At 43.8% G+C, this 16,272-nt stretch carries 15 protein-coding genes; 1 reads left to right on the forward strand and 14 read right to left on the reverse strand.

Annotation, left to right across the window (positions count from 1 at the left end; all coding sequences use genetic code 11):
• Positions 1-6 precede the first annotated feature (6 nt).
• The 7 genes from rsmB to gmk all read right to left on the reverse strand — a co-directional run bounded on the left by rsmB (position 7) and on the right by gmk (position 7,395).
• Complete coding sequence (rsmB, locus tag N693_RS0112270) at positions 7-1,365, reverse strand: 16S rRNA (cytosine(967)-C(5))-methyltransferase RsmB (RefSeq protein ID WP_025785107.1); 1,359 nt, start codon at positions 1,363-1,365, stop codon at positions 7-9.
• Positions 1,362-2,303, reverse strand: coding sequence for a methionyl-tRNA formyltransferase (gene fmt, locus N693_RS0112275; protein WP_025785108.1), 942 nt, complete (start codon positions 2,301-2,303; stop codon positions 1,362-1,364). The genes rsmB and fmt overlap by 4 nt, the downstream gene beginning before the upstream one ends.
• Positions 2,296-2,817, reverse strand: coding sequence for a peptide deformylase (gene def, locus N693_RS0112280; RefSeq protein WP_025785109.1), 522 nt, complete (start codon positions 2,815-2,817; stop codon positions 2,296-2,298). The genes fmt and def overlap by 8 nt, the downstream gene beginning before the upstream one ends.
• 26 nt (positions 2,818-2,843) lie before the next feature.
• A complete protein-coding gene (gene priA / locus N693_RS0112285; protein WP_025785110.1) occupies positions 2,844-5,255 on the reverse strand; it encodes a primosomal protein N' in 2,412 nt (803 codons plus the stop codon).
• On the reverse strand, positions 5,252-6,460 hold the full coding sequence (gene coaBC / locus N693_RS0112290; protein WP_025785111.1) for a bifunctional phosphopantothenoylcysteine decarboxylase/phosphopantothenate--cysteine ligase CoaBC: 1,209 nt from the start codon (positions 6,458-6,460) through the stop codon (positions 5,252-5,254). The genes priA and coaBC overlap by 4 nt, the downstream gene beginning before the upstream one ends.
• An 88-nt stretch (positions 6,461-6,548) precedes the next feature.
• Positions 6,549-6,773, reverse strand: a complete 225-nt coding sequence (gene rpoZ, locus N693_RS0112295; protein WP_025785112.1) for a DNA-directed RNA polymerase subunit omega — start codon at positions 6,771-6,773, stop codon at positions 6,549-6,551.
• Positions 6,774-6,777: 4 nt separating this feature from the next.
• Complete coding sequence (gmk, locus tag N693_RS0112300) at positions 6,778-7,395, reverse strand: guanylate kinase (protein ID WP_025785113.1); 618 nt, start codon at positions 7,393-7,395, stop codon at positions 6,778-6,780.
• Between the two features lie 136 nt (positions 7,396-7,531).
• On the opposite strand from gmk, the gene N693_RS0112305 reads away from it, so the two are divergent.
• Entirely contained in the window at positions 7,532-9,223 is a 1,692-nt protein-coding gene (locus N693_RS0112305) for an NFACT family protein (protein WP_025785114.1), read from the forward strand.
• Between the two features lie 354 nt (positions 9,224-9,577).
• Here N693_RS0112305 and pyrE read toward each other — a convergent pair whose 3' ends face one another.
• From pyrE to N693_RS0112340, 7 genes are all read right to left on the reverse strand, one after another.
• The gene (gene pyrE / locus N693_RS0112310; RefSeq protein WP_025785115.1) at positions 9,578-10,210 is read right to left on the reverse strand and encodes an orotate phosphoribosyltransferase; all 633 of its coding nucleotides are present in this window, start codon (positions 10,208-10,210) and stop codon (positions 9,578-9,580) included.
• Complete coding sequence (gene pyrF / locus N693_RS0112315) at positions 10,207-10,920, reverse strand: orotidine-5'-phosphate decarboxylase (protein ID WP_025785116.1); 714 nt, start codon at positions 10,918-10,920, stop codon at positions 10,207-10,209. The genes pyrE and pyrF overlap by 4 nt, the downstream gene beginning before the upstream one ends.
• On the reverse strand, positions 10,917-11,831 hold the full coding sequence (locus tag N693_RS0112320) for a dihydroorotate dehydrogenase (protein ID WP_025785117.1): 915 nt from the start codon (positions 11,829-11,831) through the stop codon (positions 10,917-10,919). Before N693_RS0112320 ends, pyrF begins: the two co-directional genes overlap by 4 nt.
• A complete protein-coding gene (locus N693_RS0112325) occupies positions 11,828-12,604 on the reverse strand; it encodes a dihydroorotate dehydrogenase electron transfer subunit (protein ID WP_025785118.1) in 777 nt (258 codons plus the stop codon). The genes N693_RS0112320 and N693_RS0112325 overlap by 4 nt, the downstream gene beginning before the upstream one ends.
• 39 nt (positions 12,605-12,643) lie before the next feature.
• On the reverse strand, positions 12,644-13,918 hold the full coding sequence (locus tag N693_RS0112330) for a dihydroorotase (protein WP_025785119.1): 1,275 nt from the start codon (positions 13,916-13,918) through the stop codon (positions 12,644-12,646).
• A complete protein-coding gene (locus N693_RS0112335) occupies positions 13,884-14,795 on the reverse strand; it encodes an aspartate carbamoyltransferase catalytic subunit (RefSeq protein WP_025785120.1) in 912 nt (303 codons plus the stop codon). The genes N693_RS0112330 and N693_RS0112335 overlap by 35 nt, the downstream gene beginning before the upstream one ends.
• A gap of 151 nt (positions 14,796-14,946) precedes the next feature.
• Complete coding sequence (locus tag N693_RS0112340; RefSeq protein WP_025785121.1) at positions 14,947-16,260, reverse strand: solute carrier family 23 protein; 1,314 nt, start codon at positions 16,258-16,260, stop codon at positions 14,947-14,949.
• Positions 16,261-16,272 lie beyond the last annotated feature (12 nt).

Consider the following 16,272-nt stretch of genomic DNA (forward strand, 5'->3'; position numbering starts at 1 on the left):
GTCTTTTTAGTCGTTACTAGCTGGTTTTTGCAAGGTAGCTGCAAAAAATCCATCACTACCAAAGTGTTGCGGCAATACTTGTAGCATGCCGTTCGGTGTCGCGAGTCCAGCTTCTTCGAAGAATTCCGGAACCAATTTCACAGCTTCAGGATGACGCTCTAAAAATTGCAGAACAACTCCATCATTTTCGGTTTTATCGACAGTACATGTACTATAGACAATTTTCCCACCTGGCTTGACGAGTGTCCAAGCTGTTTCAAGTAACTCTGCTTGGATTTTTGTGAGTGATTCAAGGTCCGCTTCTGTCTTGTTATATTTAATCTCCGGCTTTCTACGGATAACACCAAGCCCACTACATGGTGCATCTACTAAAATCCGGTCGAAAGTGTTCGGTGCATACGTGTCATTTAGTTCACGACTATCCCCACTTGAAGTCCAGATTGACTTAAGGCCCAATCTCTCAGCATTTTCTTCGATCAACTCCAGTTTGTGCTCATGCAGATCGTGCGCATGAACTTCTCCTGTATCCGCTAAATGTTCAGCGATTTGCGTCGTTTTTCCACCAGGTGCTGCACACATATCTAGTACTTTCATTCCTGGATGCACATCAAGAGCATAAACAGGTAGCATTGAGCTTTCATCTTGAATAGTGAGCCAGCCTTTTGTATACGTATATGTGTTTGCGATATTACCTGAGTGACAATAAACCGCTTCTGGTACGACTTTACCTAATTCAACTTTTGCCCCTTCGCTTTTTAACTGGTGTAACGCTTTTTCAATAGTTGTCTGTACGGTGTTGATACGTGCAGTATTCGTAGGGGGCACATTGTTCGCTTGCGCCATCTCAGCTGTATCTTTCATGCCATACTGATCAATCCAACGACGGATCAGCCATTCCGGATGACTTGTTTCAAGCGATAGTCGTTTAACATCATCCTGTTCTTCACTAATAGGATGGACGCCTTGACGTAATACTGATCGAAGGACACCGTTTACGAGTCCTGTCGTTCCTTTATGACCACGTCGCTTGGCAATTTCTACAGCTTCATTGACCGCTGCGTGTGGCGGTATTTTTGTTAGGTAGACAATTTGATAGAGCGACATGCGTAGCAGGTCCCGAACCCAATCATCCAGCTTCCCTTTAATAAATGGCTCTAGATAATAGTCTAATGTAAGACGATATTGTAAGGTGCCGTACGTTAAATTCGTCAATAACGGCTTATCTTGGTCTTTAATGGCATACGTTTTCATGGTACGTGTTAATAATAAGTTACTGTATGCTTGGTTACGGCTGACTTCTAACAGAATGGAAAGTGCCGCATCGCGGACGTTTCCTTTCCATATGTCCTTCTTCTTTGCTGTCATAGGAACAGATCTCCTTTTTTCCACTGGCTACCTGATCCGTTTAAAAAGACGGTTGCAGTCATGCGTTTTTTTCCTGAAGGCTGTAACTCCGTAATCGAAACAGCTGTGTCATCACCGGACTTCACAAGAATGTGTTCCTTTGTTAACTCTATGATTTCACCTGGTTTACCATCTATTGTAGTCGGTATCATTTCCGTCTTCCAAACTTTCACGTTTTCACCGCCGAATGTCGTATAAGCTGTCGGCCATGGTGTGAGCCCTCTTACTTGGTTATGAATCTCCGTTCCTTTACGTGTCCAGTCAATCCGTTCTTGTTCGCGTGAAATGTTTTTCGCAAATGTGACAAGTGCTTCATCTTGTGGAATGCTTGCATTCGTCCCTTCCAAAATAGAAGGCAATGTCTCTTTTAACAACTTTTCTCCAGTAAGTGATAATTTTTCAAACATACTCCCTGTATCATCGGTTGATAAAATCGGTGATGTCGCTTGTGAAATGATGTCACCTGCATCGAGTTTTTCTACCATATACATAATCGTTACACCCGTTTCTGTGCACCCATCCATGACTGCTTGATGAATTGGTGCTCCACCACGATACGCTGGAAGCAAGGAAGCGTGGACATTGATACACCCTAATCTAGGAACATCAAGCAATTCTTTTGGCAAAATCTGACCAAATGCCGCGGTGACGATCAAGTCCGGAGCAAGCGCTTTTATCTCTTCCAACTCAGCGGAGCCTTTCAATTTTTCAGGTTGAATGACAGGAAGCCCTAGACGCAATGCTTCCGCTTTCACAGGAGGTGGTGTCAAGACGCGCTTTCGGCCAACAGGTCTATCAGGTTGAGTCACAACTCCGACAATTGAATACCCTTCTTCATGAAGCATACTTAAAATAGGGGCTGAAAAATCAGGAGTTCCCATAAATAAAAGCTTATTCAATCCCTTCACCGTCCTTCTCAAGTTGAACAAGTTCTTCGTCCAATTCTTCAAATTCAGAAGCATCGACAATTCGGCTGATTTTCTTATTGAACAAAATGCCATCTAAGTGATCAATTTCATGCATAATGGCACGTGCTTCAAAGCTTTCAGCTTCCAATTCATAAAGCGAGCCATCGCGTTCTTGGGCTTCTACTCGGACAAAGAAAGGTCTTTTCACTTCACCGTACAAATCTGGGAAGCTGAGGCAGCCTTCCAAGTCCACATCTTCTCCACCAATTGCTGTAATGATTGGATTGATAAGTTCAATAGGTGGATCTCCTTCGCCGATATCCACAATTGCAGCGCGGATCGAGTGACCGACTTGCGGTGCTGCTATTCCTACGCCATCAGCAGCAATCATCGTTTCCATCATATCGTCCAACAACCGATGTAAGCTCCGGTCAAATTTCGTCACTTCTTTAGTTTTCGTTTCTAATATTTCAGCTGGATATTTAACAATTTCTAGTACAGTCAAACAAATTCCTCTTTTCTTGTTCCTACTCAGTAAATTACGACAGGTGATTTATCAACAGAAAGCAGTAATCCATCTTTTATCCAATCTGTTCGGTAAAAGCGAATGAGTGCTTGTAGCGTCTCTGTCAGTTTCGGTTCTTTTTTGTATTTTATCAAACATTGATAGCGATATCTATTATTCACCCGACTTATGGCAGAAGCTGTCGGACCGATAATGACGCTTTCCGGACTTAACCCGTCAGCCAAAAATCGCACTGCTTTTTCAGCATATCCCACAACTTTCATTAAGTCTTCATGGCTAAATTGAACATTGACGATGTAGTAAAACGGCGGGTACCCAAATTGCTTCCTAGTACTCATCTCCATCTGATAAAACGGTTCATACACTTGAGCTTTAGCAAGTTCAATCGCGTAGTGTTCGGGGGTGTACGTTTGGACAAATACTTCCCCTTCCAAATCATGACGTCCTGCCCTACCACTCACTTGTGTCAGCAATTGGAACGTTTTTTCCGCAGCTCTGAAATCTGCCAGATGGAGAGTGGTATCCGCCGCTAAGACACCGACCAACGTGATATTCGGAAAATCGAGTCCTTTGGCTATCATTTGTGTTCCGAGTAAAATATCCGCTTGTCCTTCACTGAATTTCTGGAGCAGTCGAGCATGCGAGCCTTTTTGCCGAGTCGTATCAACATCCATACGAAGCACGCGCGCTTCTGGAAAGAGTTTTGTAATTTCTTCCTCCGCTTTTTGTGTGCCCGTACCGAAAAATCGAATGTGCTCACTTTCGCATTCAGGACAGATATGAGGCACTCGTTCTTCATGACCACAGTAATGACATTTTAAATTCTCTGTAGCTCGATGGTAAGTCAAAGAAATATCACAGTTCGGACATTGAATAGTTGTCCCACAATCTCTACATAAAACAAACGAAGAGAATCCACGTTTGTTTAAAAACAGTACTGTCTGTTCGCCCTTCTCCAATCGATCCCGAATAGCTTCCGCCAATGGGACTGAAAACATCGAACGGTTACCTTCTTTCAGTTCAGCACGCATATCCACAATATTGACGTTCGGTAGCTCCTGGTCTTTTGCGCGCGTTGGCAATTCAAGTAGACGGTACACATCTTTTGACGCGCGCGCATAGGATTCAAGCGCAGGAGTTGCACTGCCGAGAATAACGGGACAGTGATTGAATTGTGCCCGCCAGATCGCTACATCTCGTGCATGATAGCGTGGTGAATCTTCCTGCTTATACGTCGACTCATGTTCTTCATCTAGAATAATGATTCCTAGTTTTTCAAACGGTGCGAAAATAGCAGAGCGTGCTCCAACGACCACTTTCACTTCCTTACGATGAATTTTACGCCATTCATCATATTTTTCACCTGCAGACAATGCACTGTGCATGACTGCGACTTGAGCGCCAAATCGCTCCTTGAATCTAGAGGTCATTTGAGGTGTCAATGAAATCTCAGGGACAAGTACAATTGCTTCCTTGCCAGCTGATAGGACTTCTTGGATAGAGCGCAAGTAAACTTCCGTTTTGCCACTCCCTGTTATTCCATGTAATAGGAAAGTGGTGTCTGTACCAGATTGAAATGCATCAAGTACTTCATCTACAGCGTTTTGCTGATAAGAAGTGAGTTGTTTCGGAATGGCAGTATCCCGTAATTCCAAGGCATCCGGTTCACGATACACTTCCAACTTTTTTTCTTGTGCAGCCCCTTTTTCAATTACTGTTTTCAGAACTGGGGCAGATACATTTGCTTTCGCCATCAATTTTCCTGCTTCAATCGCTTGTCCAGCGTACGCCACCATCCACTCCATCAGTTCACGCTGTTTGACTGCCTGCTTACTAAGCGCACCGATCAGTTGGTGAAGAATTTCTGCACTTTCTATATGAATCATACGGACTCTTTTGACCGTTGTTTGTTGCTTGACGAGGGTATCTACATGCACCGCACCTGATTTAGTGTACACTTTCAATTGTTTCAATAGCTCAGGTGTGTCAGCATTTTTCAAAGGAATACGATCTCGTTTTTGAAGCATCTTCAAGAATGACTCATCTGTAATTGCTTGGAGGTCCTCCACTTGGATATACTTCTCGTACTTTGCACGCATTGCTGCTGGGAGCATAACTTGAAGTGCTTCAATACGATAGGCAAGTGTATCTGTAGCAAGCCACTCTGAAAGCTCAAGTAACTCCTTAGAAAGGATTGGTTCAAAATCGATAAGCTCTTCTAAAGGTTTTATCTTACTAATGTCCAAGTCACTTTCTTCTTTCAACGCAATGACATACCCTACAACTTTCCGTGGACCAAATGGCACTTTCACGCGCATCCCAGGTTCAACAAATCCAGAAAACAGCTCAGGGATTTTGTAGTCAAATGGACGATCTATCGGATACGCTGCGACGTCCACGATCACTTCAGCGATCATAGGGAATCTTGTCCTTCATGAACAATTGTTGTGAGTAGTTGTTTTGCAAGCTCTTTTTTCTCCATAGCCGGGAGCGACAGCTCAACACCTGACCTTGAAATTAAAGTTACGACGTTGGCATCACTGCCAAATCCTCCTTCAGGATCTGTAACATCATTGACTATAATCCAATCGAGATTTTTCGACGCTAACTTCCCTTTTCCATATGTAACGGCATCTGTCGTTTCTGCCGCAAACCCGATGAGCCGTTGTGTTGTTTTCATTTCACCTAACGTTTTCAAAATATCGGTTGTCCGTTCCAGCTCTAACGAAGCAGCACCTTCTTTTTTCTTCATCTTTTGGTCATGTACTGTTTTTGGACGATAATCCGCAACCGCAGCAGATTTCACGACGTAATCCGCATCCGTATATTGACCCAACACGGCATCAAGCATTTCAGCTGCACTCTCGACACGAATAAGCTCTACACCTGTTGGCGGAGCAAGCGACACAGGTCCTGAAATAAGAACCGTCTCAGCTCCTAGTTCAACCGCAGCTTGTGCCATCGCATACCCCATCTTGCCACTAGAAAAATTTGAAATGTATCGGACCGGATCAATCCGCTCTAATGTCGGACCTGCTGTTACGACGACTTTTTTTCCAGCTAGCGGAAGCTTCTGTGTTTCATTGAAAAACGAATCGACTAATTCTACAATGCGCTCAGGCTCTTCCAGACGGCCTTTGCCAACATATCCACATGCTAAAAAGCCCTCGGATGGTTCGATGAATCGAACACCATCTCGATGGAGGCGATCAATGTTCCGAAGAACCGCTGGATGCTCATACATATGGACATTCATTGCAGGGGCAATCCAAACAGGAGCTGTCGCTGCAAGTAACAGGGTAGAAGCCATATCATCTGCGATGCCATTTGCTAGTTTACCGATGAAATTCGCAGTAGTCGGTGCAACAATAATGAGATCTGCCCAATCCGCGAGGTCAATATGCGCAATGACTGACGAATCTTTTTCATCGAACGTGTCGAAATAGACATCGTTCCGAGACATCACTTGAAACGATAACGGCTGAACAAACTCCATCGCAGAGCGGGTCATCACCACTTTCACCTGCGCTCCGGATTGACTCAATTTACTAACCAGTGCTACGGCTTTGTAGACAGCAATGCCACCAGTCACACAAAGCAAAATTTTTTTATTGGCTAACAACGTCTTCATCCTCCCCGAAAATGACAAACTCCCAAAGAAAGTACATTTTCTAAGGGAGCCTCCATATGTGTATTCAACTCAAGTACGTTTAAATTTCGTCCTCATAGACAACGGAAGCGTCCGTCTTGCGTTTGTGAAGCATGCCTGCTGCGACTTCTTCAAGTGCTTTACCGACATTTTTATGTGATGTGTAGGAAACGAGTTGCTCATCTTTCTTTTCTTGCATTTCGCGAGCTCTCTTTGCAGCAAGTGAAACGAGTGTGTACTTTGAATCGATCTTCTCTTTTAGTGAATCTACAGATGGATATAACATTGTCTTATTCCCCTTCCAACATGGCTAAATATCGTTCTTCAACACGTTCTCTTCGGCAGTGCTCAGCTGTGACAATTGCATTGATGCGATCACAGGCTTTTGTTACTTCATCATTTTCTACTACATAATCATACAAGTCCATCATCTCTAACTCGTCACGCGCTTTAGCGACACGTGATGCAATAACTTCCAGAACTTCAGTCCCTCGGCCCACGAGCCGTTGCTCTAAATGCGAAAGACTTGGTGGGGCTAAGAAAATGAATAGCCCGTCCGGCATTTTCTCCCGCACTTGTGCAGCACCGACTACTTCAATTTCCAAGAAGACATCTCTTCCGGAATCGAGAGTTTCGTTGACATAATCAAGTGGTGTCCCGTAATAGTTTCCAACATACTCCGCATGCTCAAGAAGTTTACCTTCTTCAATCAGTGTTTCGAATACTTCACGTGGACGGAAAAAATAATCGACCCCATCCACTTCGCCTTCTCTTGGCAGACGTGTCGTCATCGATATCGAATATTCATAATTGGTGTCCGGCTGTGTAAATAGCTCTTTCCGGACAGTTCCTTTTCCGACTCCCGATGGGCCAGAAAGAACAATCAAAAGTCCTCGTTGTTTAAACATGCGATCCCTCTTCTAATATAGTCTCTCCATTCAAATCATCCCTAATCCAGTTCGATCCGAAGTTTGTATTCGTATTATACCATATGTTTGACGCGTAATGCTAAAATGGAGGAAACGAAAAGAAAGAGGAATTCACATGGCATTTGACGGGTTATTCACAACCGCGATGAAACGCGAACTACAAACTATTGAAAACGGGAGAATCACAAAGATTCACCAACCAAACGCACAAGAAACCGTATTCATTATCCGTGCGGGCGGTCAAAACCGAAAATTACTTTTTTCAGTGCATCCATCCTATGCACGCGTACAATTTACCGAAGAAACGATTCAAAACCCAAAAGAGCCTCCTATGTTTTGCATGACACTGCGAAAACACCTTGAAGGAGGAACCATTACAGCTGTTGAGCAAATGGGAACGGATCGAATCTTGAAGTTTACCATCCGCTCCAAAAACGAAATTGGGGACGACATGGAACGCGCAATCATATTTGAGATCATGGGTCGTCACAGCAACTTTTTACTCATTGATCCTGAGCGAAATATGATTATCGATAGCATGAAACATTTGCCTCCGAGCGTAAACAGCTACCGCACAATCATGCCTGGGCAACCGTATATTCCGGCTCCACCACAAGATAAACGGAATCCCTTTACACTCACACAAGAAGTGTTTGAACAGTTGCTCCCAACTTTTGATACTCCGAAAGCCGTTGTCCAAGAGCTATCAGGATTTTCACCCGTTCATGCTGAGGAACTCTTGTATCGAATAAATAGTTCAACAGGGAAATCCGCATTCCAGATTTATCAATCATTTGTCCAAATATTTTCCGTTGGCCCAATCCATCCGAACACGTTAGAAAAAGACGGGAAGTTATTATTTTCTGCAGCTGAGCTAACTTTCGTACAAGGAGCAGAGATTGTTTATCCAACCCTTGGTGAATTGCTAGACAAAGTCTACTTTGCTCGTGCAGTTCGGGAACGGGTTAAAGCTCAAGCGGCCGATTTAGAGCGCTGGCTGGATAACGAAATTGCGAAATTGAAATTAAAAGTACAAAAGCTAGAAAAAGAACGAAACGATGCAGGACGTCTAGATACTTTCCAACTGTATGGTGAACTTCTCACTGCTAACAGTTACGCGATTGAAAAGGGACAGAAAGAAGCGATTGTTGATAACTATTACGAGCAAGGAACGACTGTCACCATTCAGCTCGATCCACGTAAATCCGTGATTGACAATGCGCAGCGCTATTTTTCAAAGTATACAAAAGCGAAAAATGCCTTGATTCAACTCGCAAGTCAATTAGAAAAAGCACACGAGGACATCGAGTACTTTGAAATGGTGAAACAGCAGGTCATGCAAGCATCTACTGATGATATCGATGAAATCCGGGATGAACTTGCGGAACTCGGACTCATGAAAGCTCGAAAAGGCAAGAAGAAAGTGAAGCCTAAGAAGCCCATGCCGGAATCGTATGAGTCTTCAGACGGTGTTAAAATCTCAGTCGGAAAAAATAATCGTCAAAATGATTGGCTGACTTCTAAACTTGCTGCGCGGAATCACATTTGGCTTCACACAAAAGATATACCTGGATCCCACGTTGTGATACACGATGAAGACCCGAGTGAAAAAACGATTCAAGAAGCCGCGACACTCGCTTCCTACTTCAGTAAAGCTCGTGGATCTGCTTCTGTTCCTGTCGATTTCACAGAAGTTCGTCACGTGAAAAAGCCCAATGGTTCAAAACCTGGATTTGTCATCTATTTTGAGCAAAAGACGATTTTTGTTACGCCCGATGAAGAAGTCGTACGACAATTGAAAGCATAACCTAAACTAGCTTGGCTCATCGCCTTGCTGGTTTTTATTACGTTGTTTGGAGTGGTTGCTCATAAATACCGGAATTCGCTCATAAATTCGTGAAAGTGATCATAAACCGTCGAAAACGCTCATAACCCACAAAATATGATCATAAATCACACATTGCGCTCATAAACTCCAAAAAGTGATCATAAACTGACAAAACTGCTCATAAACCAACACTCCCTTACAAATATCTCCTCTAATCGCCGCGTAACTACATAGGAATTCACTTCTTCCCATCGATCGACACTCATCGAATGCTGTCGATTAAAAAATCTCCATAAAAAAAGAAGCACAGCGTAAAACGCCAGCTTCCGTCATTTATTGCAATTTGCCTGATTTTAATTTTTGGTGCCAGTCTTGGAGAGAGACAAGGGATTCTTCGCGGATTGCTCCTGAACGAGTTGCGACTTCAGCGAGGGCATTGAAATCAGTAAGGCTTGTGTAGGTTAAACCTGCTTTTTCAAAAGCTTGGTCTGCACTTTCCAATCCGTATGTAAAGATGGAGACAACACCTTCTACTTGAACGCCAGCTTCTTGCAATGCATCAGCTGCTGTCAAACTACTACCACCAGTAGAAATTAAATCTTCCACAATAACAGCACGGTCTTCCGGCTTCACTTTCCCTTCGATCTGCTTGCTTCGTCCATGACCTTTTGCTTTCGAACGGACATAAACCATCGGTAACCCTAAAATATCTGCAATCCACGCTGCATGAGGAATTCCTGCTGTTGCAGTACCCGCAATGACAGTTGTTTCTGGATAATTTGCTTTGATAGATGCTGCCATTCCCTCTGCAATTCGTCTTCTACCACCAGGGTCTGACATGATGAGACGGTTGTCACAATAGATAGGTGATTGAATGCCTGATGCCCATGTGAAAGGCTCATCTGGACTAAGAGTTACTGCCCCTACATGCAATAGAATTTTCGCGATTTCCTGTTTTGTCATCATTCACTCAGTCCTTTCCACTGTCGTGCAATTTCATTGTATGCTGCTAACGGATCTTTAGCCCCTGTAATCGAGCGACCAACCACAATATGTGTCGAGCCCATTTTTTTCGCTTCCGATGGTGTCGCGATACGTTTCTGATCATGTGCTGCGTCATTTGCAAGACGTATTCCTGGAGTCACTTTTAGAAATTCCCGTCCACATACTTCTGCAATAGAACCAGCTTCTAAAACGGAACATACCACACCGTCCAACTGTGAAGCTTGAGCAAGTTTTGCATAGTGAAGAACTGAATCGTTTAATGAGGTCTGAATAAGTTGCTCCCGCTGCATCTGTTCTTCCGTTGTCGAGGTCAACTGTGTAACCGCAATGATCGATGGACGTTTACTCCCTACTGCAGTTCCTATATCCAATCCTTCAAGAGCTGCATCCATCATAAATGAGCCACCCGCCGCATGGACATTCACTAAATCCGCACCAACTGAAGCTAATGATGTCATCGCTGATTTCACAGTATTCGGGATATCATGTAATTTCAAATCCAAAAACACGTCAAACCCTTGCTCTTTTAAACGATAAACAATACTCGGACCTTCCTTGTAAAAAAGTTGCATCCCTACTTTGACAAATGTTCCGCTTCCAAATGGTTTTAAAAAGGACAATGCGGCTTCTTGATGTTCGAAATCCAATGCAATGATTGGGGATGTGTTCATACCGCATGACTCCTTCCGATTAATTCTGTAATAGTTTCTAGCCCTAGTTCGTCTAATAAGGCTGGCAAAGCATGAATGATTTCAGGACAAACAAATGGATTCACAAAGTTTGCTGTGCCGACTGCTACCGCACTTGCTCCGGCTGATAAAAAATCGATGACGTCACCTGCATCTGTTACCCCGCCCATACCGATGATCGGAATATTAACCGCTTTACTCACTTCATACACCATTCGGATGGCAACCGGTTTCACTGCAGGTCCAGAAAGTCCGCCAGTCCCGTTTGCAATGACCGGCTTCCCTGTTTTCCGGTCAAGGCGCATACCTACTAATGTATTGATCATCGTAATTCCATCAGCTCCAGCAGCCTCAACTGCTTTCGCAATCACGGTAATGTCAGATACATTTGGCGATAGTTTTACATAAACAGGAACACTTGATACAGCCTTCACAGCTGACGTTAACTCTGCAGCAAGTTTCGGGTCCGTACCAAACGCAATTCCGCCACACTTTACGTTCGGACAGGAAATGTTTAATTCTAACGCGTTGACATTTGGTGCCTTTGAAATTGCCTCAGCAACTTGTACATAGTCTTCCGTTTCAGAGCCAGCTACGTTCGCTATAATCGGAACATCATGTTGCTGCAGTCGTGTTAACTCTTCTGCCATCACACGTTCCAATCCCGGATTTTGAAGCCCGATGGCATTCAGCATCCCTGCAGCCGTTTCCGCTACACGTGGAGTTGGATTGCCAAATCGTGTCTCTAGCGTCGTTGCTTTTATCATAATTGCCCCAAGCTGTGACAAATCATACAAATTTCCATACTCTTTACCAAACCCGAAACACCCAGAAGCAGGCATGATCGGATTTTTTAGTGACAAACCAGGTAATTCAACAGCTAATCGATTCATATCGCAACCACCCCCGCCGGAAATACAGGTCCATCAGAGCAAACTTTGACGTAAGGCATGTCTTGCCCCGTTTGTGTTTCACATACACATGCGAAGCAAGCACCAATGCCGCAGCCCATGCGCTGTTCAAACGATAAGAATCCCTGTTTATCATGAAATGTTTGCTGCACTGCGTGAAGCATTGGAGTTGGACCACACGTATAATACGTTGTGAAATCGACAGGATTTCGTGCTAGCGAATCTGTGACAAATCCTTGTTCCCCTGCACTGCCATCTGCTGTCACGATTCTCGTCTCACCGAGTGCTGCAAACTCATCTTCATAAAATACAGCAGTAGCTGTTTGAAATCCTAGAATATGTACACAGTGCACTCCTTTGGCTGTCAGTTCTTTTGACAATTGATACAAAGGAGGTACTCCAATTCCGCCACCAATCAGAAGGGCTGTTTCACCCGGTGCTGAATTGTCAGCAGAAAAGCCATTTCCAAGCGGTCCAAGCACATCGACTTCTACACCGATTTGTTTTGCAGCAAGTAACTGTGTACCCCTGCCTTCAGCGCGGAAAATGAGTGTCATCTGTTCTTTTTCTTTATCAAAGGAAGCAATGGAAATCGGTCGTCTCAGTAATGGTTCAAATGTATCCGTTACACGGATGTGAACAAATTGACCAGGTGAAGCGATTTCTTTTACTAAGCTACCTTCAAGCACCATTTCAATAATATTATCGGCGATTTGACGTGTTGCGCATATAGTCATTCTGTTCTGCACAATCATGCAAGAACCCCCTTCTATTTCTCTGGATTGTTGCAATTCTCACTGTTGTTCTGAAAAGACTGTTTCTCCTCCGTACAGTGTCAGTACTGGCCATCCCGTGCATGTAACTCCTGTAAACGGTGTGTTTTTTCCTTTCGATAAAAACGTAGTTGGGTCAATGGGTTGCTCAGTCGTCAAATCGAGCATAACAAGATCAGCGATAGCCCCTTCTTCAATCGAACCATATGGGAGTGCAAATACGTCACATGGCTTTTTCGTAAACCAGTCAATCAGTTGCTTTAATGTCCAGTCTCCGTTTTTCACGAAGTGTGTATAGAGTAATGGGAAGGCAGTTTCAAAACCAGTGATGCCAAATGGTGCTTTTATGAATCCTGCAGCCTTTTCTTCCGCACTATGTGGAGCATGATCTGTTGCGATGAAATCCAGTGTCCCGTCAAGAAGGCCTTCTCGTAATGCGGCCAAGTCTTCGTTTCCACGTAATGGTGGATTCATTTTCCAAACAGCATCATCTTCAGGAATATCATGTTCTGTCAGCAATAAATGATGAGGAGTCACTTCAGCTGTAACATGAACACCCGCACGTTTAGCATCACGGATTACGCGAACAGATTCTTTCGTACTAACGTGGCAAACGTGATAGTGTGCACCCGCAGCTTCAGCAAGAAGAATATCGCGTGCAATATGAACCGACTCTGCAACAGACGGAATGCCCGGCAGTACAAGTTCCTTATTCCGAATTCCTTCGTGCATCGCGCCTCCATAAATGAGCGTATTATCTTCACAATGTGCAACGACCGCCATGTTCAATTTTGCAGCATCTTGCATCGTCTCAAGCATCATACCTGCTTCTTGGATACCCACACCGTCGTCTGTAAACGCAAATGCTCCATGATCTTTTAGTTCCGCCAAATTCGTACGTTCTTTTCCGGCTTCTCGGATTGTTATGGATGCATATGGTAACACGCGAATGACTGCATTTTTTTCTATCAATTCATTTACATGTTCAATATTTTTAATCGTATCTGGAACTGGTCGTGTATTTGGCATCGCACAGATTGTCGTGTAACCGCCTTTTGCAGCAGCTTTCGTTCCACTTTCAATTGTTTCTTTATGCTCTCCACCTGGCTCACGTAAATGCACGTGAACATCGACAAACCCTGGTGCTAGACAGCAACCATTACCGTTGATTACTTCAGCATCACTTACATCTAAATTTTGTCCGATTTCAACAATCTTTCCATCTTTAATTCGTACATCTTTTAAATCTTGTGACGTTTCATTATATAGCCAAATATTTCGGAGCAGCTTGTGCATGAACATTTCCCCCTCTTAAGATCATTTCCATTGCTGCAGCTCGGATGTAAACTCCATTTTCAACCGCTTCGTAAACTCTTAGTTTTGGATGGGTCGAAAGTGGTTCTGCAATTTCCACTCCCCAGTTAATCGGTGCGGGATGCATGATGATTGCGTTATCCTTCATCATTGCTGCACGTTCCTCCGTCAATCCAAATTGTTCGTGATATTCTTCTTTCGTATAACTCATCTTTTCATCATGACGTTCATGTTGAACACGTAGTAGCATGACTACATCAGCTTGACCTATCACACCATCCCAATCTGAAAGTGTTTCATAATCCCCAGACCACTCAGCCGGACAGATGAATTGAACGTTCGCACCCAGTTTTTGTAAAGCTTCTGCATTTGAGGCTGCAACACGGCTATGTGATAAATCTCCAGCGATGACCACGTTAAGTCCTTCGAAATAGCCGAACTCTTCTTTGATCGTAAACAGGTCCAAGAGTGATTGACTTGGATGTTGTCCTGTACCATCTCCGCCGTTGAAAACTGGGATTTTAATGCCCTCGAGCTGTTTGTAATACTCTTTTTCGGGGTGACGAATGACAACTGCGTTAACACCCAATGCTTCCAAAGTTCTAACTGTATCGAAAAGCGTTTCCCCTTTTGTCGTGCTCGAATGACCTGGATCAAATTGGATAATTTCCAATCCTAGTTTTCTTTCAGCGATTTCGAAGCTCAGTTTTGTTCGTGTACTTGGCTCAAAAAACAAGTTGCTCACCAAATATTTCCCGGGCAATTCCCGAATTCCATGGCGCTTCAAGTACTCCGCATAATTCAAGATTTCCATAATATTCTCTTCGCTAAATTGTTTCATTGTAAGTAAGTTATCCATTTTGTCGTCCTCCTCTTAGTTAGGGGAAGGTTTTAAAAAAAGCCTTCCCAGCATATAGGAAGGCCATTTATGTGTACAGGTCCCTCAAAACAATCCCTGCCACATAAACCTTTCCTTGTCTCTCTGTACAATGTTAAAAGGTCTAACGTATTTAGTTGTCTTTATCCACAAGCAATGGTTCTTCTTGAACATCATCCAATGTGTTCTTCTCACGACCTGGGAGTACTAAATTTAGCACTACACCAACAATTGCCGCTAACGCCATTCCTTCAATATGGAAAGTTTCGCTAAAGTTGATGGATGCTCCACCGATTCCAATGACGAGAATGACAGATGTGATAACTAAATTCCGCTGTTTGTCGAAATCCACTTGATGATCGACGAGCATGCGTAATCCGGATGAAGCGATGATTCCGAATAGCAAGATTGAAATTCCACCGAGTACAGCTGTTGGGATGGTTGAAATGAGTGCCATTACTTTCCCCATGAAGGAGAATAGAATCGCAAACACTGCAGCTCCCACGATGACATAGACGCTGTATACTCGTGTGATTGCCATGACTCCGATGTTTTCACCGTAAGTCGTTTTCGGTGGACCACCGAGTAATCCACTTATCAATGTTCCAAGTCCGTCGCCTAGCAACGAACGATTCAGTCCCGGATCGCGGATGAAGTCACGTTCCACTACTTTCCCTAGTACAAGCTGGTGGCCGATATGCTCTGAAATAGTCACAATGGCAATCGGAACCATGACGAACAACAGGGTTGGTGTAACAACAAAGTCATAATCGACTCCTGGTATTAGGAATTCTGGAACTGCAAACCACTTCGCCTCAAGTACTGGCTGAAAGTTCAAAATACCGATTGCAGCCGAGTAAATGTAGCCTATGATAATCCCGATCAACACTGGCATTAAGCTAATGACACCTCTGAAAAACATTAGGCAGATGATTGCTGACGCCAATGTGACGAGAGCTGCTGAGAAATGAAGAAGACTGTAAGTTGACACTCCGTCAACGTCGATACGACTTGCCATACCAACCGCAGTTGGTGCAACTGCGAGACCGATGACCATGATAACTGGTCCCACAACGACTGGAGGTAGGATGTTCATGATCCATTTATGACCTGTCTTCCAAATTAGAAGGGAAACAATCGCGTAAACGAGTGCTACAAACATACTTCCGATCATCGCACTACCAATACCCCCAGTTTCAGTAGCAACTGTAATCGGTACGATGAAAGCGAATGAAGATCCTAAATAAGCCGGAACTTTACCTTGAGTAACGACTACAAAGATGAGTGTCGCGATACCACTCGTAAGTAAAGCGATTGCTGGGCTAAGTCCAACTAGTTGGGGGACTAGAATTGTTGCTCCGAACATCGCGAACATGTGCTGAATACTTAACGCAAGCCATTTACCTGCTTCGGGCTTTTCGTGAATATCCAATACTTTTTCTGCCATAGTCTGTGCGCC

The organism is Sporosarcina sp. D27, from assembly GCF_000586555.1.
Lineage (GTDB): Bacteria > Bacillota > Bacilli > Bacillales_A > Planococcaceae > Sporosarcina.

Excerpts from the sequence above, each read along its gene's own strand:
- pyrE (WP_025785115.1), bottom strand. The coding sequence starts at position 10,210 with ATGATGACAAAACAGGAAATCGCGAAAATTCTATTGCATGTAGGGGCA.
- N693_RS0112330 (WP_025785119.1), bottom strand. The coding sequence starts at position 13,918 with ATGCACAAGCTGCTCCGAAATATTTGGCTATATAATGAAACGTCACAA.
- rpoZ (WP_025785112.1), bottom strand. The coding sequence starts at position 6,773 with ATGTTATATCCATCTGTAGATTCACTAAAAGAGAAGATCGATTCAAAG.
- gmk (WP_025785113.1), bottom strand. The coding sequence starts at position 7,395 with ATGTTTAAACAACGAGGACTTTTGATTGTTCTTTCTGGCCCATCGGGA.
- N693_RS0112325 (WP_025785118.1), bottom strand. The coding sequence starts at position 12,604 with ATGATTGTGCAGAACAGAATGACTATATGCGCAACACGTCAAATCGCC.
- N693_RS0112335 (WP_025785120.1), bottom strand. The coding sequence starts at position 14,795 with ATGGATAACTTACTTACAATGAAACAATTTAGCGAAGAGAATATTATG.
- rsmB (WP_025785107.1), bottom strand. The coding sequence starts at position 1,365 with ATGACAGCAAAGAAGAAGGACATATGGAAAGGAAACGTCCGCGATGCG.
- priA (WP_025785110.1), bottom strand. The coding sequence starts at position 5,255 with ATGATCGCTGAAGTGATCGTGGACGTCGCAGCGTATCCGATAGATCGT.
- N693_RS0112320 (WP_025785117.1), bottom strand. The coding sequence starts at position 11,831 with ATGAATCGATTAGCTGTTGAATTACCTGGTTTGTCACTAAAAAATCCG.
- pyrF (WP_025785116.1), bottom strand. The coding sequence starts at position 10,920 with ATGAACACATCCCCAATCATTGCATTGGATTTCGAACATCAAGAAGCC.
- N693_RS0112340 (WP_025785121.1), bottom strand. The coding sequence starts at position 16,260 with ATGGCAGAAAAAGTATTGGATATTCACGAAAAGCCCGAAGCAGGTAAA.
- N693_RS0112305 (WP_025785114.1), top strand. The coding sequence starts at position 7,532 with ATGGCATTTGACGGGTTATTCACAACCGCGATGAAACGCGAACTACAA.